A 21,790-nucleotide genomic window follows, 5' to 3' on the forward strand; every position below is an offset into this window, starting at 1 on the left:
GCGTCGCGGCGCTCGTGCCGGGACCGGCTCCTGTTCGCAGCAACAGCTAGATCCGGTCCAGGGACACCACCGTGACGACGATCGGCCACGCCTCACCGTCGAGCTGCACGGACCGCAGCCCGCGCGGCAGGGCTTGTCCGTCTTCGGACTCAACGACGACTCCCTGCAGCCCGATGAGGTGCCCGGAACCCCTGCTGTAGTGCACGCGATCACCGACGACGGGCATGATGATGGTGTCCGCCGCCAGCTCCTCTGCAGCGAGTTCCACGGTGAGAGGCCAAGACTCCGTGAGCACCTCGGCGAGCTGTGCCTCGAACACGCCGCGTTCGTCGAGCTCCGCGTCGCCCGCCTCGGGATCCACGATCCTCGCGACTGGCAGGATCTGCTGGCCGATCGTGCGCGCGACTCCGCATCCGATCGCGACACCCAGGCCGGCGAGGGACAGCCCCGTGCTCGCCATCTCGAACCGCAACGGGACTGGCTCAGCAACGACCTGACGGATTCCGCCGTTCGAGCCGCCGGCGGTGTGCGCTCGCACGGCAGTCGCCTTCACCGCGCCGTGGAGTCGTGGCGCGACCGGAGCTGCTCGTGTCCGCCGGAGATCACCACCGAACTGCTCGCCGAGATGCTTCTTGAACGCGAGGGCGCCAGGCCGTCGCTCGTCGCAGTTGTCCATCGGGTCGCCTTCGGGTCGGCTTCTCGCAGCCTCGGGTCAGGCTGTTCCCGGACCGTACTGCCGGACCGTCGGCCCACACGACGGTTCCTCACCGATCTTGCGGTAACCAGCAAGGCCGATTCGGAGTTCGCGCCGGCGCAGTCGCCGTTGGCTCCGACCTCGGCCTCCTCAGCGGGCGGGCGCCTCTTCGTCGCGGCGGGCTCTTCGCCGCAGGACCTGACGGACCCCCGTGAGCACGGCGCCGCACACGACCGTGACGACGATGCCGATGGCCGTCCCGCCGGCCGATCCGCTTCCGGAGTTCGACCATGGCAGCCCGAGAGCCCACTGGAGCGCGGGGCCCAACACGAGGAGCACCCCGGCCGGAACGACGATGATCAGCAACGCGCGGCGGCCGCTCCAGGCAGGATGGCGCAGGATGACAACGGCGGCCAGGGCGACGACGGCGAGAGCACCGTAGATCCACGATGCGCCGGACATCCGCCACCCGTCGTGCGCGAACCAGTCGTGGACTCCACGGACGGTGCGCGCCCACGCGTGCTGACCTCGGCCGTGCGTCGACGAGATGACGGGCAGTGGCCATCCGATGACGGCGAGAACTCCGGCGACCGCGCTCGCGACTCCGAGCACGACCACCCCGAACCGCGAACCGGCGCTGGGTGCAACGTCGAAGTCGGAGATGCCCACGCGCAGGAGGCTACCGGGCGAGCGCAACGGTCGTTCCACTCGGGCACGCCGCTCTCGCCCGGGTCGATGAGTGTCTCGTGATCGACCGTCTGTGAAGCGATGCCCCGAGGTCCAGGTTGCCCATTGAGTAAATTTGCCCAATGGGCAAATATGTTCTAGTTTGGTGTCATGACAGACGAGGTCTCGTTCCGTGACCAGAAGAAGGCAGCGATCCGTGACGCGTTGAGCGTGACGACTGTGCTGCTCGCTCGGGAGCGGGGGCTCGACAACATCCGTGTCGAGGACATCGTCGGTCGGGTCGGAGTGTCGAGGCGGACGTTCGGGAACTACTTCTCGAGCAAGGAAGACGCGATCGCGGACCGCCACGTGCAACGCGTGCGCAGGGCAGCCGACGATCTGCTCCAGCGGCCACTCGAGGAGCCGTTGTGGACTGCCATCACGGAGGCGCTGCTCGCGCCGTACGAGGCAGAAGAGACGAGGACCCCGTCCCGGGAGGAGCAGAGCGGGCTGCTTGCAGTGCTGTCGACGCCGGGCATGCAGTCAGCCGTCGATCGAGGTGCTCGCGCAGCGAACGCAGTGTTCGCGGCCGCCGTCGCGGCGCGCTCAGACGCAGCACCGGAGGATCCCATTCCTGGTCTGGTGTCCGCCGCTGCGCTTTCGACCTTGTTGACAACGCTGGAGTCCTGGGCGGCGCGCGCGGAGCCACAACCCCTCCAGCCGTTCCTCCGAGCTGCGTTCCAACTCCTCGGCGACGGTTTCGACCACCTCCGCTGACCACTGATCCCACACTCTTCGTCAGAAGGAAGACCATCATGTACGACGTCGTCATCGTCGGAGGCGGCCCCGTGGGCATCTTCGTCGCCTGCGAGCTGAAGCTCGCGGGTGTGAACCCCCTCGTCCTCGAACGCCTCCCCGAGATCAACCAATGGGACAAGGCGCACGGCTTGACCGGGCAGGTCGTCCGACTACTGGACCACCGCGGCTTGTTCGAGCGGTGTGCTGGGAGGGCCGTCCCGGAGCCGGCTCCGGGCTTCTTCTTCGGAGCGCTGCCATTGCCGCTCCACACGCTCGGCGACCGCAACCCGATGTACCTGCTCCACATCAACCAGCGCGACCTCGAGCGCGTGCTCAACGACCGCGCAGCAGAACTCGGTGTTGAGATCCGTCGCGGCGTCGAGATGCGCTCCTTCACCCAACACGACGACTCCGTCACCGTCGACGTTGTCGACGTCGCGAGCGGCGCAGAGAGCACCGTGTCGGCGCAGTACCTCGTGGGTAGTGACGGGGCGCGAAGCACTGTTCGGAAGCTCTCCGGTATCGGCTTCCCTGGCAACACCGACCACCACATCGTGGACCGCACAGCCCTGATCTCGCCAACTGAGCAGCTGACGCCCGCCGGCCCCGGGAAAGTGCACGTCGCGGGTCTGGGAGAGATCGCGGAGAGCTTCCACCGCACTGAAACCGGCGTCGTCACCATCGCCCTCCGTGACCCGGAGCACCCGCTGGTCTACACCGCGGAATGGGAGGACCAGCCTGACCGCAGCTTCCCCGGTGAGGGAGCAGCCATGACATTGCCCGAGATGGAGGACAGCCTCGAGCGCGTCCTCGGCGTCCGTCTCGACCTCAACGCGCCGGCCGACGGTGAGCCGACGTTGCTGCGCCGTCTGACCGGTCGGAACACACGCGTCGCTGACCGCTACCGCGACCGGCGGATCTTCCTCCTCGGCGATGCCGCACACGTGCACTCTGCCGCAGGCGGACCCGGCCTGAACCTCGCGCTCCAGGACGCGGCGAACCTCGCCTGGAAACTCGCCGCCAGCCTCCACGGCTGGGCCCCCGCGAGCTTGCTCGACACCTACGAGACTGAGCGGCGCCCGCTCGGACAACGCGTCTTCATGCAGACCCAAGCGCAGACCGCGCTCATGGCGCCCGGCTCGGATGTCACCGCCCTCCGGAACCTCTTCGCCGAGATGCTCGCAGACACGACCACCGTGCAGCGCATCGCAGATCTCCTCGCCGGCTCGGACGTCCGCTACGACACGAGCCCCGCGAACCCAGATGGCCCCACCGGATGGTTTGCACCGTCACAACGGGTCGAACTCGCCGACGGGACCATCCGCAGAATCCCGGAACTGCTCCGCACCGCCCACCCCATCTTGGTCGACGCGACCGGCACGTACCGCGACACCATCGCTCCATGGAACGACCGCGTCGACTACGTGCCGCTTGCCGCAACGCACGAACAGACCTCGATGCTGATTCGGCCCGACGGATTCGTCGCCTGGTCCCACAGCGACCCCGCCTCCCTCACAGAGGCACTCGCCGCCTGGTTCGGAGCACCCGAACACGGCTCTACCGGAACGGTGTAACGCGTGAACCTCGACGTGATCGGAGCCGCGATCGTCTCGATCAGCGGCGCGCTCTTCGCGACAGCTTCGATCTGGTGTCTGATCGGCCTTGGCCTCAGAACACGAGCAAAGCCTGAGCTCCCAGCAGCTTCCAGAGCCCACCTGTTCACGTCGGCATTGACGGTCCTCGCCGGGCTCGTGGTCCACATCATCGGCTTCTTCCCCGAAGCCTTCGTGCTCGTCTACGGGGGCTCGACGTCGATGCTCGTCGCCGCCTTCTTCGCACGTACGACGGAACGGCCCGCTCCCGGCCGGGTCGCGGGACCGGCCCTGCTCACGGCGGGCGGGATCGTCGTGCTCACCATCGGGCTGCTCACCTAACCGCTGAACAGTCACAAGCGCGCGAAAGTGAGCGAGCAAGCGAGCCCGTGACCGTCCGTCCCGTAGCCGATTCCTCACCGGGGGTCTGGTCGTTTCAGAGCTCTGACGTCGGCTGTTGGCGGGGGTTGAGAAGATCGCCGTCCCAGCTCAGGTCGTCATCTTCGTGCACCTCGAAGGCCTCGAAGTGATCGTCCGCGAGGATGCTGTCGACGAGTGCGCGTGAGCCGGCGACGATCGTCGAGTCCCAGTCTTCCTCGGAAGCGACGACCCAGGTGTGATCCGCGGGCCAGATCAGCGACGTGTACGGCCCCTCCTGCTGGGGGCGACTGCATCCCCATCCGGGGACGGAGCGCTGCGCCCACGATGGGTCAGCAAGCTCGCGCAGGCTCGAGCTGAACAACCACATGTCCCGACCGGGCCATGGCATCTGCATGCGAGCCCGCGCGCGTGTGTTCCGGCCTCCCTCGGCCCAGGGCGGGTTGCCGGTGCCTTCCCACGCACCGATGACCAGGTCGTCCGGGTTCCGCGTCGCGCCCCGCAGGTGCGTGGTCAGGACCGCGAGGTCCTCCGGGTTGAACCACCCATCGTCGGACTGACCGACACTCCACCCATCCGGCCAGTCCCTCGTGTGCTCGTCATCGCTGATGCGGAACCACTGCACCAGGGGGTGCATCACCCGGCCGTTACGGCGCGCAACCTCAGCCCACCGCCAACGCGTGTGCTCAAGATCGACGGGATTGCCCCACTCGTCGACCGTGTTCGGGTCAGTACGGTGCGCATCCACCGGGTGCAGCAGCCGCGCGTACGCCTCGAAGCCCGTGCCAGCGACACCGCCGACGGTCGCCCATCGACCGGCTCGCTTCACGAGCCAGTCACCTCGCGGGGCTTCGGTCAGCAGGAGCACATGCATCAGCATCCCACGGTGAACGCCTTCACTCACGAGAAGCAGTCTCCGAAGACCATCCGCAACCGGAACCGCCGCTACTCCCCCACGTCCGAGCATCTCGGCAACGCCGCGATGTCCGTGCACCCGTACTCGCTCCACCCACCCTGGCCGTAGGTGTCGTACGCCGCAGTCGACGCCACCGTGGCCCCTGCACCACCCGTCCGGACGAAGGACGGGGTCGGATCACCCTCGGTCGTCCACCGGACCCACTGGAGCGAGGCCACCTCGCCCGCTTCGCTCGCGTCCTGCAGGCACCGCAGGCTCTCGGCGGGGAGCGCACCGTCGGCCTCGAGCTCCACGTCCCCGCAGTCGGTACCGCTCGGGTTGCTGACCCACTCGGGCGCATCGGCGAGTGTGCGGGCGGATGCGATGGGGTCAGCTGGCTGCTCGCTGCACGCCGACAGGAGCGGCAGCGCGACCAGCGCGAGTCCGGCGGCGGCGAGGACCAGTGGCTTCTGCACAGGACGAGCATGGCTCAACGAGACGCCCTGCCGGGTCACGGTCCGACAACATGTCGAGCGCTGGCGACCCGACGCCCGGTGGTCCACACGAGACGGACGGGAGGTGGGCCCCACCAGCCGGTACCGGCGCACCGCGCCAGCGGGGTGACGGCCGAGCCTGGAGGGACGGTGCCAGCTGGCACCGGGCCTCCCGTCCGCCTGCTGGTCGCGTCGACGACGCGACCAGCAGGCGCTGGTGCGTCAGCGCGATCGGACGATCGCGGCCTTGGTCTGGTCACGCAGGTACGCGATGCCGGCGGCGTTCGGGTGGAGTGCGCCGAAGAGGATGCTGTACTTCGTCCCGGCCAGCGGCGTGCTGTTCGCGGCGGTGCCGCGATCGGTCAGGGTGAGTCCTGCCATCCAGGCGGAACCCGACGCAGCACAGGGCGTGTGCGCGGCAGAGGCCTGGAGCGTCGAGACGTAGGTGAAGCCACGAGCCTGCGCCGCAGCCTTCACCGCTCCGTCGAGCGCGTTCTGGGTGCGGTGGAAGTAGGCGGTGTCGGTGGCGGTGAAGGGGAACGCGTTCTGCGGGAACGGCGGCTCGAGTCCGGAGTCACCGAGGAGGCTCGAGAAGCACCCCCTCGGGGACTGTGCCGAGCCCGGCGCGATCATCGGGTAGCCGACGACGAACACCTTCGCCCGCGGAGCACGCTGCGCGATCACGCGGAACGCCTGCGCGAGCCGTGGCGCGACCGTGTTGTGGATGCGCGCTGCGAGACGGTCCCGCTCGACGCCGTGCACGACCGGTGCGTAGTAGTCCTTGCAGTGGTCGTAGGTCTTCCCGTGGATCTCCGAGAACACCGGACCGTCCTTGTCCAGCGCGACGCAGTTCGAGATGACTCCGGTGAACCCCAGGTCGTTCCCGCCGATCGACACCGTGACGACGTCCGTGTCCTTCGACAGCGCGTCGGCCTGGACGGGCGCGGTGGCGCTGCCGACACCGGTCGCCTGCGGGACCCGGGTGATGTTGCCGGTGGTGGCACCGGCGCAGGCGCGGTCGTCGAGCCGGAGACCCAGGGATGCCGCAACCTGGTGCGGGTAGTCGGTGGTGGACTGGAAGCAACCGGCCGCCGGACCCGAGCCGTAGGGGGCGACGCCGAAGCCGCCCGCGTACGAGTCACCGAGGGCCACGTAGCTGTCACCGCGGGACGGCGAGGACACGGCGGCCACGGACTGGGCGGGCGCCGCGCCGTCGGCGTTGGCCGCGGAGACGGGCCCCGCTGCCCCGACAGCGAGCGCTGCCGCCGTCAGGACGCCACCGGTGATCAGCAGCGCGTTGGTGCGGCGGAGGCGAGGAGCGTGACGCATGGAGCAGGTTCCTTCCAGAGGGCCTATTCGACAGACGATCGTCTGACAAGTAGACGGTAGGTCGGCGGGACGCCCCGCGCCATGAGAGGGCCACAAGGTGCGAGGGATGCGTTCCGCGCACCCGTCCTGTCCCTCGACGTGGATCAGGCCGGCGCGCACCAGGTGGACAGGTGGTCCAGCGCCGCTCCGGCCGTGGTCACCAAGCGCTTGCGGGTCGATTCACGGTCGGCATCCGCGAGGACCGCGTCGCCGATGGCCTCGGTGGTCTGCTGCACGACGGCCACGAGTGCGGCAGCCTGAGCACGCCGGGTCATCGAGTCGAAACCCGTGTCCGCCAGTTCTTCTGCCACCGCGGACGTGACCTCGTCGTAGAACTCCAGCGCCCGTCGACGGAGCACCGCGCTGAGCCGGCACTGCGCAGGGAACTCCCCTCGCGCCAGAGCCGGATCCTCTGCGACGTACCGATCGACGTCCTCGAGGACGATGGTGCGCATCGCTTCCGCCGGCGACTGGTGCGCACCTCGGTCCGCAACCGCAGCTCGGATCTTCTCGAGCACCTCGTCAGCTCGGTCGAACACCAGATCGGGTTTGGTCGGGAAGTAGTTGTAGACGGTCTGATCCGAGACGCCTGCAGCTCGGGCCACGTCTGACATCGACACCTCGTCGTACCCGTGCTCAGCGAACAACCGTGCAGCAACGTCGCCCAGGCGCTCGCGGGTCTCCCGTTTCTTGCGCTCTCGCAGCCCCGACGGAACACCCGTACTCGACTCCACCATCCCCCGAGTCTCACACGAAACGTTGAGTGACCCAAAGTTCTGGTACGTTTGCCGAACTTAGAGTCACTACAAGTTCGGTGGATGCCGAGGAACGAGGACGATCGATGACCACGCAGACACAGGAACAGGTACTCATCGCAGGAGCGAGTTTCGCTGGGCTCACGACCGCGCTGTGGATGCGTCGGCTCGGGTACGACGTCTCGATCGTCGAGGTCGCTCCCGGTCTGAAGCGAGGGGGCACCCCGGTCGACATCCGCGACGACACCATCGCGATCGTCGACCGGATGGGCCTGCTCGAGCAGATTTCGGCGAAGGCGCTCGCGCCGCGGGTGACGGAGTTCACAACGCCGGAGGGAGACCGCATCGCGCGGATGGATCCCGTGCCACCCTCGGCCGGATCGACGGGCGACGGCTACGAGATCCACCGCGACGACCTGCTCGACATCCTCGTCGCCGCGACCGAGGGCGAAGTGGAGATGCTGTGGAACAACTCGATCACATCCCTGCACGAGACCGACGAGGAGCGCGTGCACGTCACCTTCCGCGACGGAACCGAACGGGACTTCTCCATGGTGTTCGGCTGCGACGGCAACCACTCCACAGTGCGTCGACTGCACTTCGGGCAGGAAGCGCTGTACAGCCACTTCCTGCGGACGTACTTCTCCGTCGCCACCCTCGACGACCTCGTCATCGAACCGCAGACGACCCGGATCACCAACGCACCGGGCGCCACGATGCTGGTCAACTCGTACGACACCACCACCGACCTCGTCCTCGGATTCCGCTCCGAGCAGGAGATCCCCTTCGACCACCACGACGAAGCGGCACAGAAGCGCATCCTCCGCGAGCACATGCGCCAGGCCGGTTCGCCGTTCGCGGACCACGTCGACGAGGCCGTCGGCGCCGAGACGTTCTACTTCGACAAGCTCAGCCAGATCAAGATGTCAGCGTGGACGTCCGGCCGCGTCGCACTCGTCGGCGACGCCGGTTACTGCCCCTCTCCGGCCGCCGGGATGGGCGGCTCGCTCGCCATCATCGGCGCCACCGCACTCCACGACGCCCTCCGGGACGCGGACGGCGACGTCGAGCAGGCCTTCGCCGGCTACGAGCGCGCGCTCAGGCCGGTCGTCGACGCGGTACAGCACGACGCCGAGCACATCGGAGTCAGCAGCTACTTCCCCGCGACCGCCGACCAGATCGATGCGCGCAACAGGATGCTGCTCGGCCGCTGACCACCGCCCGAGCCGCCGCCTCGGCTGCGGAGGTGACCAGGCACCGGACGAACACCCGACGAGCGATCGTCGCGACCGTTCTGATCGTGGGTGCCCCGGCCGTCCTGTTCATCGGTCTGCGCGCCGCGCGAGACTGCCCGGGACGCTGTGGGATCCCCGCGTCGTCAACCTGACTTCGGAGGTCCAGGGAGAGCTCCTCGTGATCCGAGCGGACTACTGGTCGCGCGAACTCCCACCCTGACCGGCGGGTGGGGCTGTCACCGACGCCCGCACCGTCACCGACCGTGCTCAGTGGCTGTCGGTCATCCCGCTGCTGACGTACGAGGACCCCACCGTGTCGTCGGTGAGCGTGCAGTTGTACATGGCGTACGGGTCGGTGTGCCCGTCGTCGAAGGTGAAGGGGTAGACGAGCTGGTAGGTCCCGTCGCTGCCCGTGTACCCCGACGGGTCGTCCGTGAACGTCAGGGTGACCCCGGCGGCCGCGGCGCCCTTGCTGCACTCGTCGTAGACGTGCTGCGCGAGCGCGGACGTCGCGGGCCCCTGCGACGGGGAGGACGACGGGGTCGACGGAGTCACGGCGTCCGTCGCGGTCGCAGACGGGGACGGGGCCGAGGTCTCGTCCCCGGTCGTCGCCGAGGTGGCGGACGGCGATGGAGTCGGTGCGCTCGCTGCGCAACCGGCGAGGGCGGCGACCATGACGCAGGCAGCAACCGCGGTGACGCTGAGGCGGGTTCGGGTGTTCATCGGTGGTCTCTTCCTCGGTCGGAGCGGGGTCGCTCACTTGGAGATGTCGGGTGACGGCCGATCCTGACATGGTCACAAGGCCTGTGAGCAGCTTCGATCGGTGTCGTGGTTCTCGCGCCGCGCCGTTGTCGCGTCCTGTAGCTGATTGCCGACCGGACAGGAAGGTCAAGCCGCCGATGGGGCGCCGGTCGCGGCGATGGTCTCCCGGTACGCCTCGATCTTCCGTTCCAGTGCAGTGAGGTGCCGCTGCACCTCCGCCTGCCGAGCGAGGACGGTCGCATGGTGCTGCTCGAGGAGCGCGAGTCGTGCGACATCGTCGGCACCATCTCTGTAGGCGGCCGCGTAGTCACGCATTTCCTGCACGTTCATCCCGGTCCCGCGGAGCATCACCGTCCCGGCGAGCCAGCTCAGCGCCGCCGTGTCGTACCGCCGCCACCCATCCGGACCGCGATCAGGAGCCGGCGCGATCCCTTCCTTCTCGTAGTAGCGGATCGTGTCGACCGTGATGCCGAGCAGTTCCGCCGCAGCGCCGATCGTGACCGGTCCGTCGACGTGGACCTCGGGAAGCAGCATGAGCCGAGTCTCCCACTTGACATGGTGTGCACACCAGGGTAGAGGGTCGTCATCGTCCGGGTGATCCCGGCGACGAACGGAGAACACGCATGCAGCAGACCCATCTCGGCTCCCAGGGCCTCGTCACGTCCGCACTCGGGCTCGGATGCATGGGCATGAGCGCCTTCTACGGCGGTGCAACCGAAGCCGGTTCCGTCACGACCATCCGTCGCGCCCTCGACCTCGGGATCACCCTGTTCGACACCGCGGAGGCGTACGGACCGTTCGAGAACGAGAAGCTCCTCGGGCATGTGCTCGGCTCGGATCGGGACCGCGTGATCATCGCTTCGAAGTTCGCCACCGACTTCACCGACGACGGCCAGCCGATCGGTCTCGACGGCTCCCCGGAACATGCACGACGCGCGATCGACCGGTCCCTCAGCCACCTCGGTACCGACCGAGTCGACCTCTGGTACCTCCACCGGGCAGACCCGAACGTGCCGATCGAAGACACGATCGGCGCGATGGCCGAAGCCGTCACCGCCGGCAAGGCCCGCTACATCGGGGTCTCCGAGACCTCGGCCGAGACCCTGCGACGTGCGCACGCGACGTTCCCGATCACGGCGATCCAGTCCGAGTACAGCCTCTTCGAGCGCGACGCCGAACACAACGGCGTCCTCGACACCGCGTCGGAGCTCGGCATCGGGTTCGTGCCCTTCTCGCCGCTCGGCCGCGGGTTCCTCTCCGGCACCGTCACCCGCAAGGACGACCTGCCCGATGGTGACGCACGGCGAACCCTCCCCCGGTTCTCCGACGAGGCCATCGACGCGAACTTGCACGTCGTCGAGGCGCTGAAGGTCATCGCCGACGAGAAGGGCGTCACGACCGCCCAACTCGCGCTCGCGTGGCTGATGCAGGCCGGCACCGTCCCGATCCCCGGCACCACGAAGGCCTCCCGTGTCGAGGAGAACGTCGCCGCTGCCGACGTCGTGCTCACCACGAACGATCTCGCCCGGATCGAAGCTGCCTCCCCGCACGGCGTCGCCGTCGGTACCCGCAACACCGAAGCGGGAATGGCACGCGACCGCGGCTGAGCCGAACGGAACGCCCCCAACACCAGCAGGTACCGCGGGGCGTCCATCGCGTCCGCCAACCCCCTTCGTCGAGCCGCAGACCTCGACCGGGCCGCCAGACGCTTGACGACCGAGGTTCAGCCGCCGCTGCGCTCCCGACGACGCACCCGCAGGGTCCCGATCCCCTGCACGATGCAGACGACACCGCTCGCGACGACGATGACCCCGGTCACGATCCGGCCGATGGAGACCCCACCGAACAGCAGCGGGGCGACCGCGACCCCGATGAAGATCGCGCCCATCACGATGACGACGACCGGGTTCTGGGCGACGAAGAACCGGCGCCCACCGTTCGCTTCGGCGATCGCGCGGTCCCGAGCACGAGGGACGGCGTCCGGCGATCGACCCGCGCGGCGATCTGCACGCCGTCGCCGGCTGCGCAGGAGCAACCAGACCGCGGCGCCGATGACGACGGCCGCTCCGATCGCGAGCCACTCGACGATGTGGAAGGAGCCGAAGACGATCACCAGGACGAACCCGACCGCGATGCCCACGAACATGTCCGTGGTCATCCGGTCGGTCCGGCCGTCGCCACTCGTGACGTACCCGGGGCGGCGTTCGTACGGATCGTGCTCGTCCACGGCCGGTCCGTCGGCCCGTTCGGTTACCATGCTCCGAACGTACCGACGGCGGTCGGGACCCGTCCGGGTCAGCCCACTCGTTCCGCCGGGGGCTCGGCCCGGACGCCGCGTGCTGGACGCCGCTCCCGCACGATCGCCACCGCCTGGCGCAGCGACAGCCCCGGCAGGTAGGTGCGGACGATCGCGACGCCGATGGTGGGCAGCGCCACCGGGTCCGGGTACGCCATCACCAGGGGGTGCAGGTCGGGCCCGAACTTCGCCTTGAAGCGCAGCAGGGAGCGGAACCCGTAGACGGGTTCGAGCGCACCGCCGACGACGTCGAGGACCGACTCGACGCCGCTCCGGCCGGCGCCCTGTGGTTCCGCCGAGGACGCGAGCGGGGCCGCGGACAGGCTGAGGCGCTCGGCACCGTCGGCCCGCATCCGGTCGACCGCACTCGCGACCAGGAACTCCATCACACCGTTCGGGGCGTCCGGCGCGCGGCGCATCACGTCGAGCGTCCACCCGACCACCTGCCCGGCACGGTACGCGGGGAGCCAGCTGGTGACGGCGAGGACGGTGCCGTCCTCGCTCAGGGCGACGAGCGTCCGGACGGCGGGGTCGCGCATCTCGTCGATGCCGCCGAGGGTGAACCCCATCTCCGGCAGTTCGCGCTCGGCGACCCACTCTTCCGAGATCGCCTCGACCTGGCGGGTGACCGATCCGGGCAGCGAGGCCCAGTCCGACCAGAGCGCGGTGGTGCCGGACCGTGCAGCCTTGTTGACGGCCGTGCGGACGTCCTGCTTGCGCTTGCCCGTCGTGGTCCAGGTGCGCGGGTCGAGGTCGGCGTCCTCGGCCACGGGGAGCGTCGTCCAACCGAGTCGTGCGAGTGCAGCACCGAGGGTGGCGTCGATGCCGTAGAAGACGGGCGTCCAGCCGTGGTCGTCCGCGGCCCGTGCGAAGCCCTCGAGCGCCGCGAGCCGTGCGTCCTCGTGTCCGAAGGGACCGCCGGTCGTCACAGCGACGCTGCCGGTGCGGTGGTAGGCGACGCCGGCGCGCCCGTCCTCGGTGAACCAGTACTCGTTGCCGGGCCAGGTCGTCATCCACCCGAAGGTGTCGCCACCGCCGGCGACCAGGAGCGCCCGAGCAGCCGCCCGCGCGGCGTCCTGCCCGTCGAGGTCACTGTCCGAGCGTCCGGCACCGGTCGGCCGGACCGCGGCGATCGCCACCGCGAGCCACAGGAGCGGGCCCGAGATGCCGACGACGAACCGCAGCGCCGGCTCGGCTTGTCCGAGGTGCGTGGGCAGGGTCACGGGGGCGATCGGACCGAGCACGGCGAGCGCCAGGTGGAGGGGCTCCCGCACGCTGTCGCCCGAAGCCACGGCGACGCCGACGACGACGACCGCGAGCACCACGGCCGAGCCCGCGACCGTGGCGGCGAACCCCAGCAGTCGTCGCCGGTCGGTCCGGACCGGGAAGTCCGCGCGGCGCAGGACGAGCACGACGGCGGTGGCGATCGGCACCAGCACCGACGCGACGAGCGAGAGCGAGACCGCGAGGTGGTCCGAGGCCAGACGCTGCACGACGGCGTGGTGCCGCTCGGGCAGCACCCCGTACGAGACGGCGGTCGCGACGCCGGTGACCAGGTCGACGGTCGCGACGAGCCACAGTGCGAACCGGCTCCCACGCCGCAGACCCACGGCGCCGACCGCCAGGACCACGAGCGGCATCACGGCCAGCAGCGAGCGGAACAGGCCGTGCGGGTGCACTTCGGCGAGCGCCCGGACGCAGCTGGCGGTCACCCCGGTCACCGAGCAGTGCGGCATCCGGCCGGTCGGGCCGGTGTCGAGCACCACGGCGAGCGGGGCGAGCAGCCCGAACTGGGCACCGGTGACGAGCGCGAGGACGGGCCCGACCGCCGACACCGTCACCGCGGCCACCAGCAGCACCCGGGTCTCGCGTGAGGAACTCCGGGTCCAGCCGCTCCGCACCGGCGACCGTCGCAGCACGCGGCCGAGCACCAGGCCGACGAGCAGGGCGAGTGCCGCGTGCAGGTCGGACGCGTGTCCGGCGTAGAGCAGCAGCGCGGCGACGACGGCGATCGACACGACCCGGATCCGGCGTCGCCACAGGGCGCCGGCGAACGCGCTCGCGGTGACGATGGTCCCGACGATCCAGGTCCAGGGGCCGACGTGTCCCAGGTGCACGAGGAACCCGCGGTTCGCCGGGGCGCCGTCGAACAGCTGCAGCACGGCGCCGAGCGCGGTCCCCACGACGGTCGTGACGACCATCGCGAGCAGGGTCCGCCGCCAGCCGAGCAGCCGTTCGGACGCCCCGGTGCACACCACGACGGCGACGGAGGTGACGAGGAACCCGACGACACTGCTCGTCACCGCGACCACGCCGAGCGGACCCATCGTCCCGCCCAGGGTGTCGGGCGACCGGCCGTCGAGCGCGCCGACGCAGCGGAGCACCACGGCGGCGATGCCGGCGACGATGGTCAGGGCCGAGACGACACTCGTCAGCGGGTACCGACGGGCCACCGGCACGAGTCGCTTCGGGGTGGCCCACGCGAGGGCCGCGGCGACGGCGCTCACCGGAGGCCCAGGTGCGCGATGACGCCGGGCATCCCGACGCGCAGGGCGTAGCGCACGGTGTTCCAGTCGTGCGCGGAGCCCTCGGACACGAACAGTCGGGTCTGCATCCCCGCGGCGTCCGCAGCTGCGCGGAGCGCCGTGGTCGACTCGACGTAGGGCTCGTCGTCGCTGCCGTAGGCGAAGACGGTCAGGTGCCCCGGGTACGGCCCGTGCGCCCGCATGATCGCCCGTGGTGCCGCTGCGGCGTACCGGCTGGCGGAGCCGCCGAACCCGACCTGGATGCTGTGCTGGACGGAGCCGTTCAGGGGTGCGAGCTCGCTCGAGATCGCGAAGGTCGTGCCGAACACGCCGGGGTGCGCGGTGGAGAACTGCATGGCGCACGTCGCGCCCTGCGAGAACCCGACGATGCCCCAGGCCGAGGGCGCTGCCCCGACGCGCAGGTGCTGCCGGATCCAGTTCGTGGTGTCGGTCATGACGTACGTCGCGGAACGGCCGAGGGGCGAGTCGACGCACATCGGGTTCCGGTCCGGTGCCCCGAGTTGGTCCGGCGCGACGACGATCGGGGCAAGTCCGTGGTGGGCCTCGGCGAACGCGTCCATCACCGCGCCGAGCCGACCGGCCTGGAACATGTCGCTCGGCTGGCCGGGTTGTCCGGCCAGGCTGATCAGGACCGGCAGGGTCGGTGGTCGCTCGGTCAGGGCAGCGGGCGGCAGGTACACGACCGTCGGCCGCGCGTGGAAGTGGGAGACGGTCGACGGGATGGCGACGGAGAGCACCTTCCCGCGTCGCGGCATGTCGGCGGGTGCCCGCCAGGTGGCCGGGTCGACCACCGGACTGGAGGCGCGCCCCACCCCCGTCTCGTGTCCCAGCGGACCGGACGGGTACGGATCCGTCGTGACGGCCTGCTCGATCGTGCGGTACGCCCCGAAGTCGACGTTGACGCCGAGGACGGCGGCCAGGGCCACCGCCACCGCCGCGAGCACGCCGAGCACGCGGCGGACCCAGCCGCCCTGGACGACCGTCACGACGAGCAGACCGACGGCGCCGAACGCCAGGGCCACCCACATCCGGGTGATCGGGGTGAACGACACCCCGTACAGGTCCTGCACGTCCCCGAACCACCACACCGCGACCAGGCCGACCACAGCACCGACGGCCATCGCGCCGAGCCGCCAGACCAGCCCCCGGACCGGATGCCGGGAGCGACGACCGAACGCGGGCAGGAGCGCGGCGACGGCGAGGAGCCCCGCGGCGACGTCCACCGGGACGAGCACGGACGGTGCGACGACGGCGACGTGGAACAGGGGTCGGAGCAGATCGTGGAACATGGGGCCTCCCGGCGGACGGTGCAATCGTGGCGGCGGCCCGCTGCGAACGGGGCACCGAGGCGCTTCCGGTTCGCACAGTTCCCACCTGTGCGGCTCCCAGGCAGCGCTCGAACAACCCCCAGCGAACCGTCCGGAGCGACGGGCCCGCCGGACCTCTCGGTGGCGCACACCTAGGGTGAACGGGTGACGCACGACGGATCGGTACGGGCTGCACTCGCGGCGGTCGCAGCGGACGGCTGGGGTGACGGCGGGCCGCTCGTCGAACCCGGCGGCACGGCCTCGCCACGTCGGGCCGCGGTCCTGATGCTCTTCGGTGCGCTCGACCACACCCCGAGCGACCGACCGGCAGCAGCACCCGGGGTCCCGCGCGACCTCGACGTCCTGCTCCTCGCCCGGGCCACGACCCTGCGCGCGCACGCGGGTGAGGTCGCGTTCCCCGGCGGACGCATCGACCCCGGTGACGTGGACGCCGTCGCCGCCGCACTCCGCGAGGCACAGGAGGAGACGGGGCTCGACCCCGCTGGCGTCGAGGTGCTCGGCACACTGCCCGCCGTGCCCCTGGCGTTCTCGAACCACCTGGTCCGGCCCGTCATCGGCTGGTGGCGCGACCCCTCACCGATCCGCGTCGTCGACGAGCACGAGTCGGCTGCGGTGTTCCGGGTCCCCGTGGCCGACCTGCTCGACCCGGCGAACCGCGGCGTGACCGTGATCCGCCGCAGTGGTCAGGAGTGGCGCGGACCGGCGTTCACGATCGAGGCCGACGGGGACGAGCACCTGGTGTGGGGCTTCACCGCGATGCTGCTGGATGCGCTGTTCGACCGACTCGGCTGGACCGAACCGTGGGACCGCGAACGGGAGATCCCGCTGCCGAGCTGATGCGCCGGGTTCGCGTCAGAGCCCGTTCGCACGGCGACGGAGTTCCTCGCGCACGACCTCGGCCTTCGCGAGCGCGCGGGGCGTCGTGATCACCGAGAACAGCAAGAAGCCGACGAAGAACGCCACCCCGAACCACCACCAGGGCGTCGAGGTCAGGGCGAGCCAGATGGCGAGCACGACCATCACCCCGAAGACGACTGGTCCGAACCACAGGCTTCGCCGCAACTGTCGGTGGTGATCGTCGACCCTGGCGGACCACGTGGCGAGATCAGCGTCCTCGGGTACCTCGCCGCGCTTCAGACCGCGCTGCACGTCCGTCAACTCCGTCGCGCCGCCGGCTCGCCGACGAGCCTGGCTGATCCAGACGCCGAAGAACGCCGTCATCGCACCGGCGTAGAAGACCGTGGCGATCGCCCGCCCGAGCAAGGACATGTCTCGAGGGGAGACGAGCAGCCCGATCCCGAACCACAGCCCGCCCGCGAACAGGAAGAGCACCGGCAACAACACGGGCATCGGGAGGGATCGGAGACGGTGCACCACGAGATTCTGTCAGATCTGCGAGTACCCGGTGCGCCGTGTGGTCATGATGCGAGCACTGGCCGGAGCACGAACGACAGCGGGTCGGCCCGCACCGCGTCGACCGCGTGGGCCACGGCCCCGATGACGACGACGTCGGCCCCGAGCGACGACGCGACGAGTTCCGGCACCGGGTCGAAGTGCCCCTTCGCGAGCAGGTCGCGCGCGCGGTCGATCACGGCGACCGCCGGCTGGGCGATCGCGCCGGCGACCACGACGCGGTCGATGTCGAGCAGGCTCGCGAGCAGGATGCAGACCCGGGCCAGGCGGTCGCCCAGGCGGTCGACGATGGTGCGCGCGACCGGATCACCGCTCCGCGCGGCCGCGAACACCAGGGCGGCGTCGCCGGCGAGTGCGGCGTCCGCGGGGACCTGCCCGGCGGCGACGGCGTCGGCCACGAAGGTGCGGGCGACCGCGCCGATGCCGTCGGACGAGCCGACACCCTCGACGAGTTCGAGCACCCGCATCTCCCCGGCACCGCCGTGGGCACCGCGCAGCAGGACCCCGTCGACGACGAGGCCCGCGCCGAAGCGTTCGCCGGACAGCAGCGCCGCGAACGAGGCGTCACCCGAGGACGGCCGCTCGGCGAGCGCGGCGAGGTTCGCGTCGTTCTCGACGAGCACCCGCCCGTCCGGCACGGCGTCGGCGAACCCCGGGTTCATCCGGACCCAGAAGCCGCCGTCGTCGGGCGAGGCCCCGGCAGCGTCGACCGGCGCCGGGATGCCCACGCACGGTGACCAGGACCCGGGTGCGGTCGACGTCGGCCGAGGCGAGGGCGGCGGCCACGGTGTCGGCGAGGACCCCGAGTCGCACGGGCACGTCGAGGCCCGATGCACCCAGCGACCCCTCGGCACGACCGAGCACCGTGCCGCGCAGGTCGGCGACGAAGGCCGTGACCCGGTGCTGGCCGGCGTCCACACCGACGACGACCCCGGCGACCGTGTCGAGCTCGTAGCGACGGGCGGGGCGTCCCATCCGGTACTCCCCCGCGGCGCGGGCGTCGTCGAGCTCGCGGAGCCAGCCGAGCCGCACGAGCTCCTCGGCCGCTCCCAGCACGGTCGACCGGGTCAGGCCGGTGGCGTCGATCGCCTCGGTCGCGGTGAACGCCGACGAGTCGAAGGCGTACGCGAGCAGCGTCTCTGCGCTCGTTCCACGGGGTGGCGGCATGTCGTGACCCTATCGCGCGACGAGTTCCTTGCGGAATTAGATTTTCTCGCTACATTTAGTTCCGCGAGCAGCATCGGAGCCGCTCGCGGGACGGAACGGCAGGGACGCCGGGTCCGGACGGACGGAGACGACGTGCAAGCACACGCCACCGCCAGGAGCGCAGCATCGGTCAGCCGACGCGGGTTCCTGCTCGGAGCGGGCGGCATCGGAGCGGGCCTCGCGCTCGCCGGATGCGCCCCGATCGGGTCCTCGAGCGCCAAGCCGGAGACCATCACGTTCTACGTGTCGAAGCCCGAGGTCATCGGCTACTTCGACGACGTCATCGCGCAGTTCCACCAGAGCCAGTCGAAGGTCCGGGTCGTGCGCGACTCGACCTCGAGCATGTCCGCGAACTTCGTGCGGAACCGGCCGCCGGACCTCGGCTGCTGGAACTACAACTTCTCGGTCGTGCCGTTCGTCGAGCACGGCGCGCTGACCGACCTGTCCGACCTGCCGCAGGCCGACACCATCAACCCCGACCTGTGGCCGCTCATGGAGCAGACCGCCGACTACCCCGGCCGGAAGAGCGCCCTGCCGTACTCGGTGACGGCGGCGTCGGTGATCTACAACAAGGCGCTCTTCGCGCAGCAGGGGCTCGAGGTCCCGACGACGTGGAGCGAGTTCGCCGACGTGTGCGAACGCCTGACCAAGGCCGGCGTCGCGCCGATCTACGGCACGTTCAAGGACAACTGGACGATCGCCCAGGGCATGTTCGACTACTCGATCGGCGGCATGATCGACACCCCGGCGACCTTCGAGGCACTCCGCCGCGAGGGCACGAACGTCGGCAAGGGATCCGCCGTCTCGTTCGAGCGCGACCTGCGGAAGCCGATGGAGCGCATGGTGCAGCTCCGCGCCTGGCACCAGGACGGCGCCGCGAGCCGCGGGTACGGCGACGGCAACCTCGCCTTCGCCCAGGGCAAGGCGGGCATGTACCTGCAGGGGCCGTGGGCCCTCGGCGAGATCGCCAAGACCACGAAGGACATGGACCTCGGCACCTTCCCGCTCCCCGTCACCGACGACCCGGCCGACCGCAAGGTGCGCGTGAACGTCGACCTGGCGCTCTGGATCCCGGAGGCATCGCGCAAGCAGGAGGCCGCCCGCGAGTTCCTGTCCTTCCTGATGTCCAAGCGGGTCAACGACGAGTACAACGCGGACAACAACGGCTTCGGGGTGCGCAAGGACGCTCCCCCGGCGTCGAACCCCGCCCTCCGCGGCATGCAGTCGTACTACGACGACGCAGCCTTCTACCTCGGCGCCTCGCAGCTCATCCCCGCCGAGATCCCGGTCGCGAACTACGCGCAGTCGATCGCCTTCGGCGGCGACCCGCAGCGCCAGCTCCGCACCCTCGACGCCGACTGGGCGCGTCTCGCGCTCCGCACGGCCGCGTAAGGAGACGTCCGAATGGCAACCACGACCACCGAATCCATCACGACGGCGGACCGCCGCCGCCGTGGGGGAGCCGCCACGGGCCTCCAGGCCGGACGACGGGACGGACGACGCAAGCCCCGCGTCGACCCGCTCTTCCTGGCGTTCCTGCTGCCCACCCTGGTGCTCTTCACGCTCGCCATCACGCTGCCGGCGGTGATGGGCATCGTGCTGAGCTTCACGAACTCCGTCGGCTTCGGCGAGTTCCGCTTCACCGGGCTCACCAACTACATCGCGGTGTTCTCCGACCCCGCGATCCTGCAGGCGTACCTGTTCACGCTCGGGTTCTCGCTCGTCACCGTGATCGTCGTGAACGCGATCGCGTTCCTGCTCGCCATCGCGCTGACGTCGAAGATCCGCGGCAAGATCGCCCTGCGTGCGGTGTTCGTGCTGCCGATGGTGATCTCGGGGATCGTCATCGCCTACGTGTTCTCGTTCCTGTTCGCGAACAGCCTGCCGGCCTTCGCCACCACGATCGGCTTCGGGCCGCTCGAGCAGAGCATCCTGGCGAACCCCGACCTGGCGTGGCTGGCGATCGTGGTCGTCACCGCCTGGCAGGCGATCCCGTCGACGCTCCTCATCTACATCGCCGGCGTCCTCTCGATCCCCGGCGAGGTGTACGAGGCAGCCGCCCTCGACGGTGCCAGCGCCTGGCGGCAACTCGTCTCGATCACCGCACCGCTGACCGCGGGCTACATCCTGATCAACCTGGTCATCGGGTTCAAGAACTTCCTGAACTCGTACGACATCATCGTCGGCCTGACCGACGGCGGCCCCGGCACCTCGACCACCAGTGTCGCGATGTCGATCTTCAAGGGCTTCAACGGCGGCGACTACGCCTACCAGATGGCGAACGCCACGATCTTCTTCGTCATCGCGGTCGTCATCGCCGTGATCCAGCTGCGGGCGACCCGCGGGAAGGCAGCGCTCTGATGTCCCTGCAAGCACCCCTGCGACCGGGGACCACCGCGACCGGCAGCATCCGCTCGGTCGACGCCGACCGGTCCTCCGGCTCGGGCAAGGCCGGCCGCGGTCGTTCGAACTGGCCCGTCACCGTCGTCCTCGTGCTGTGCGCACTGTCGGTGCTCGTGCCGCTGTACGTCACGCTGACGATGGCGTTCAAGACCACCGGCCAGGCCGTCGACGGCAACGCGTTCTCGCTGCCGGCACCGTTCAGCGTCGACGGCTTCGTGCAGGCGTGGCAGCTGACGGACTTCCCGCGAGCCTTCGCAGTCTCGGTGTTCGTCGCCGCGATCACCGTCGTCGGCACGATCCTGCTCGCCGCGTTCACGGCCTACGCGATCGCCCGGAACTGGGACCGGCGACTGTTCCGCTGGTCGTTCTTCTACCTGCTCGCGGCGATGTTCCTGCCGTTCCCGGTGCTCGCACTGTCGCAGGTGAAGCTCACCGGGCTCGCGCACCTGGACAACCCGCTCGGCGTCGCGATCCTGCACGTCATGTTCCAGCTGTCCTTCAGCGTGCTGCTCTTCACGGCCTTCCTGCGGTCGATCCCGGCGGAGCTGGAGGAGAGTGCTCGCATCGACGGTGCGAGCACGGGGCAGGTGTTCTGGCGACTCGTGTTCCCGCTGCTGGCACCGATGAGCGCCACCGTCGGCATCTTCGCGTTCCTCGCGTCCTGGAACGACTTCGTGATGCCGTCGCTGATCACCTCCGACCCGGCGCTGCAGACCCTGCCGGTGCTGCAGCAGATGTTCCAGACGCAGTTCAGCAACAACTACAACGTGTCGTTCGCCTCGTACCTGATGGCGATGGCCCCCGCGATCATCGTCTACCTCGTCACCCAGCGGTGGGTGATGGCCGGCGTGACCCAGGGCGCCATCAAGTGACCGACACCGCCGGTGCGGACCCGACCGCGATCGCCGGTGCGGACCCGACCGACACACACCCCTCGACCCCCTCGACCCACGAAAGGCCC

At 70.0% G+C, this 21,790-nt stretch carries 23 protein-coding genes; 9 read left to right on the forward strand and 14 right to left on the reverse strand.

Translation table 11 applies throughout. The annotated features are described in order from the left end of the window. Positions 1–46 precede the first annotated feature (46 nt). Positions 47–676, reverse strand: coding sequence for a hypothetical protein (locus FFG40_RS15680; protein ID WP_138803968.1), 630 nt, complete (start codon positions 674–676; stop codon positions 47–49). 168 nt (positions 677–844) lie between these two features. Further along, positions 845–1,363 (reverse strand): hypothetical protein, encoded by a 519-nt coding sequence (locus FFG40_RS15685; RefSeq protein WP_138803969.1) that lies wholly within the window; start codon positions 1,361–1,363, stop codon positions 845–847. Positions 1,364–1,531: 168 nt separating this feature from the next. Between FFG40_RS15685 and FFG40_RS15690 the strand changes: the two genes are divergently transcribed. From FFG40_RS15690 to FFG40_RS15700, 3 genes are read left to right on the forward strand one after another with little or no spacing between them, the layout of a single operon-like run. After that, entirely contained in the window at positions 1,532–2,137 is a 606-nt protein-coding gene (locus FFG40_RS15690; RefSeq protein ID WP_138803970.1) for a TetR/AcrR family transcriptional regulator, read from the forward strand. Between the two features lie 38 nt (positions 2,138–2,175). Next, positions 2,176–3,732, forward strand: a complete 1,557-nt coding sequence (locus tag FFG40_RS15695; protein WP_138803971.1) for an FAD-dependent monooxygenase — start codon at positions 2,176–2,178, stop codon at positions 3,730–3,732. Positions 3,733–3,735: 3 nt separating this feature from the next. Next, a complete protein-coding gene (locus tag FFG40_RS15700; RefSeq protein ID WP_138803972.1) occupies positions 3,736–4,092 on the forward strand; it encodes a hypothetical protein in 357 nt (118 codons plus the stop codon). Positions 4,093–4,186: 94 nt separating this feature from the next. Here FFG40_RS15700 and FFG40_RS15705 read toward each other — a convergent pair whose 3' ends face one another. The 4 genes from FFG40_RS15705 to FFG40_RS15720 all read right to left on the reverse strand — a co-directional run bounded on the left by FFG40_RS15705 (position 4,187) and on the right by FFG40_RS15720 (position 7,622). Further along, positions 4,187–5,032: a hypothetical protein gene (locus FFG40_RS15705; protein WP_138803973.1), complete on the reverse strand. Its 846-nt coding sequence runs from the start codon at positions 5,030–5,032 to the stop codon at positions 4,187–4,189. 41 nt (positions 5,033–5,073) lie between these two features. Further along, positions 5,074–5,499 carry a hypothetical protein gene (locus tag FFG40_RS15710; protein WP_138803974.1) on the reverse strand — a complete coding sequence of 142 codons (426 nt, stop codon included), beginning with the start codon at positions 5,497–5,499 and terminating at the stop codon, positions 5,074–5,076. A gap of 240 nt (positions 5,500–5,739) precedes the next feature. After that, positions 5,740–6,846, reverse strand: a complete 1,107-nt coding sequence (locus FFG40_RS15715; RefSeq protein ID WP_138803975.1) for an SGNH/GDSL hydrolase family protein — start codon at positions 6,844–6,846, stop codon at positions 5,740–5,742. A 143-nt stretch (positions 6,847–6,989) separates the two neighbouring features. After that, positions 6,990–7,622 carry a TetR/AcrR family transcriptional regulator gene (locus FFG40_RS15720; protein ID WP_138803976.1) on the reverse strand — a complete coding sequence of 211 codons (633 nt, stop codon included), beginning with the start codon at positions 7,620–7,622 and terminating at the stop codon, positions 6,990–6,992. 104 nt (positions 7,623–7,726) lie between these two features. Between FFG40_RS15720 and FFG40_RS15725 the strand changes: the two genes are divergently transcribed. Next, entirely contained in the window at positions 7,727–8,854 is a 1,128-nt protein-coding gene (locus FFG40_RS15725; protein ID WP_138803977.1) for an FAD-dependent monooxygenase, read from the forward strand. Positions 8,855–9,142: 288 nt separating this feature from the next. Here the strand turns inward: FFG40_RS15725 and FFG40_RS15730 are convergent, their stop codons facing one another. Next, complete coding sequence (locus FFG40_RS15730) at positions 9,143–9,598, reverse strand: hypothetical protein (protein ID WP_138803978.1); 456 nt, start codon at positions 9,596–9,598, stop codon at positions 9,143–9,145. Positions 9,599–9,763: 165 nt separating this feature from the next. Further along, entirely contained in the window at positions 9,764–10,171 is a 408-nt protein-coding gene (locus FFG40_RS15735; RefSeq protein WP_138803979.1) for a MerR family transcriptional regulator, read from the reverse strand. 89 nt (positions 10,172–10,260) lie between these two features. Here FFG40_RS15735 and FFG40_RS15740 point away from each other — a divergent pair, with 89 nt between their 5' ends. After that, complete coding sequence (locus tag FFG40_RS15740) at positions 10,261–11,244, forward strand: aldo/keto reductase (protein WP_138803980.1); 984 nt, start codon at positions 10,261–10,263, stop codon at positions 11,242–11,244. 116 nt (positions 11,245–11,360) lie between these two features. Here FFG40_RS15740 and FFG40_RS15745 read toward each other — a convergent pair whose 3' ends face one another. The 3 genes from FFG40_RS15745 to FFG40_RS15755 are packed head-to-tail and all read right to left on the reverse strand — an operon-like array spanning position 11,361 to position 15,768. Next, positions 11,361–11,894, reverse strand: a complete 534-nt coding sequence (locus FFG40_RS15745) for a hypothetical protein (protein ID WP_138803981.1) — start codon at positions 11,892–11,894, stop codon at positions 11,361–11,363. 38 nt (positions 11,895–11,932) lie between these two features. Continuing rightward, positions 11,933–14,440 carry a bifunctional lysylphosphatidylglycerol flippase/synthetase MprF gene (locus FFG40_RS15750; protein WP_138803982.1) on the reverse strand — a complete coding sequence of 836 codons (2,508 nt, stop codon included), beginning with the start codon at positions 14,438–14,440 and terminating at the stop codon, positions 11,933–11,935. Next, complete coding sequence (locus FFG40_RS15755; protein WP_138803983.1) at positions 14,437–15,768, reverse strand: esterase family protein; 1,332 nt, start codon at positions 15,766–15,768, stop codon at positions 14,437–14,439. The genes FFG40_RS15750 and FFG40_RS15755 overlap by 4 nt, the downstream gene beginning before the upstream one ends. Before the next feature lie 183 nt (positions 15,769–15,951). Here FFG40_RS15755 and FFG40_RS15760 point away from each other — a divergent pair, with 183 nt between their 5' ends. Further along, complete coding sequence (locus tag FFG40_RS15760; RefSeq protein WP_260678891.1) at positions 15,952–16,644, forward strand: CoA pyrophosphatase; 693 nt, start codon at positions 15,952–15,954, stop codon at positions 16,642–16,644. Positions 16,645–16,659: 15 nt separating this feature from the next. On the opposite strand, the gene FFG40_RS15765 is transcribed toward FFG40_RS15760, so the two are convergent. The 3 genes from FFG40_RS15765 to FFG40_RS17345 form a co-directional block, all read right to left on the reverse strand. Continuing rightward, the gene (locus FFG40_RS15765) at positions 16,660–17,157 is read right to left on the reverse strand and encodes a hypothetical protein (RefSeq protein WP_138803984.1); all 498 of its coding nucleotides are present in this window, start codon (positions 17,155–17,157) and stop codon (positions 16,660–16,662) included. A 68-nt stretch (positions 17,158–17,225) separates the two neighbouring features. Continuing rightward, a complete protein-coding gene (locus tag FFG40_RS17340; protein WP_260678892.1) occupies positions 17,226–17,882 on the reverse strand; it encodes an ROK family protein in 657 nt (218 codons plus the stop codon). Continuing rightward, complete coding sequence (locus tag FFG40_RS17345) at positions 17,785–18,387, reverse strand: hypothetical protein (RefSeq protein WP_260678893.1); 603 nt, start codon at positions 18,385–18,387, stop codon at positions 17,785–17,787. Before FFG40_RS17345 ends, FFG40_RS17340 begins: the two co-directional genes overlap by 98 nt. A 132-nt stretch (positions 18,388–18,519) precedes the next feature. On the opposite strand from FFG40_RS17345, the gene FFG40_RS15775 reads away from it, so the two are divergent. The 3 genes from FFG40_RS15775 to FFG40_RS15785 are packed head-to-tail and all read left to right on the forward strand — an operon-like array spanning position 18,520 to position 21,701. Further along, positions 18,520–19,818, forward strand: a complete 1,299-nt coding sequence (locus FFG40_RS15775; RefSeq protein ID WP_138804047.1) for an extracellular solute-binding protein — start codon at positions 18,520–18,522, stop codon at positions 19,816–19,818. Between the two features lie 12 nt (positions 19,819–19,830). Next, on the forward strand, positions 19,831–20,787 hold the full coding sequence (locus tag FFG40_RS15780) for a carbohydrate ABC transporter permease (RefSeq protein WP_138803985.1): 957 nt from the start codon (positions 19,831–19,833) through the stop codon (positions 20,785–20,787). Then, positions 20,787–21,701, forward strand: coding sequence for a carbohydrate ABC transporter permease (locus FFG40_RS15785; RefSeq protein ID WP_138803986.1), 915 nt, complete (start codon positions 20,787–20,789; stop codon positions 21,699–21,701). Before FFG40_RS15780 ends, FFG40_RS15785 begins: the two co-directional genes overlap by 1 nt. Positions 21,702–21,790: the final 89 nt, after the last annotated feature.

Origin of the sequence: Curtobacterium sp. KBS0715 (genome assembly GCF_005938005.2) — a bacterium.
Classification (GTDB): Bacteria; Actinomycetota; Actinomycetes; order Actinomycetales; family Microbacteriaceae; genus Curtobacterium; species Curtobacterium flaccumfaciens.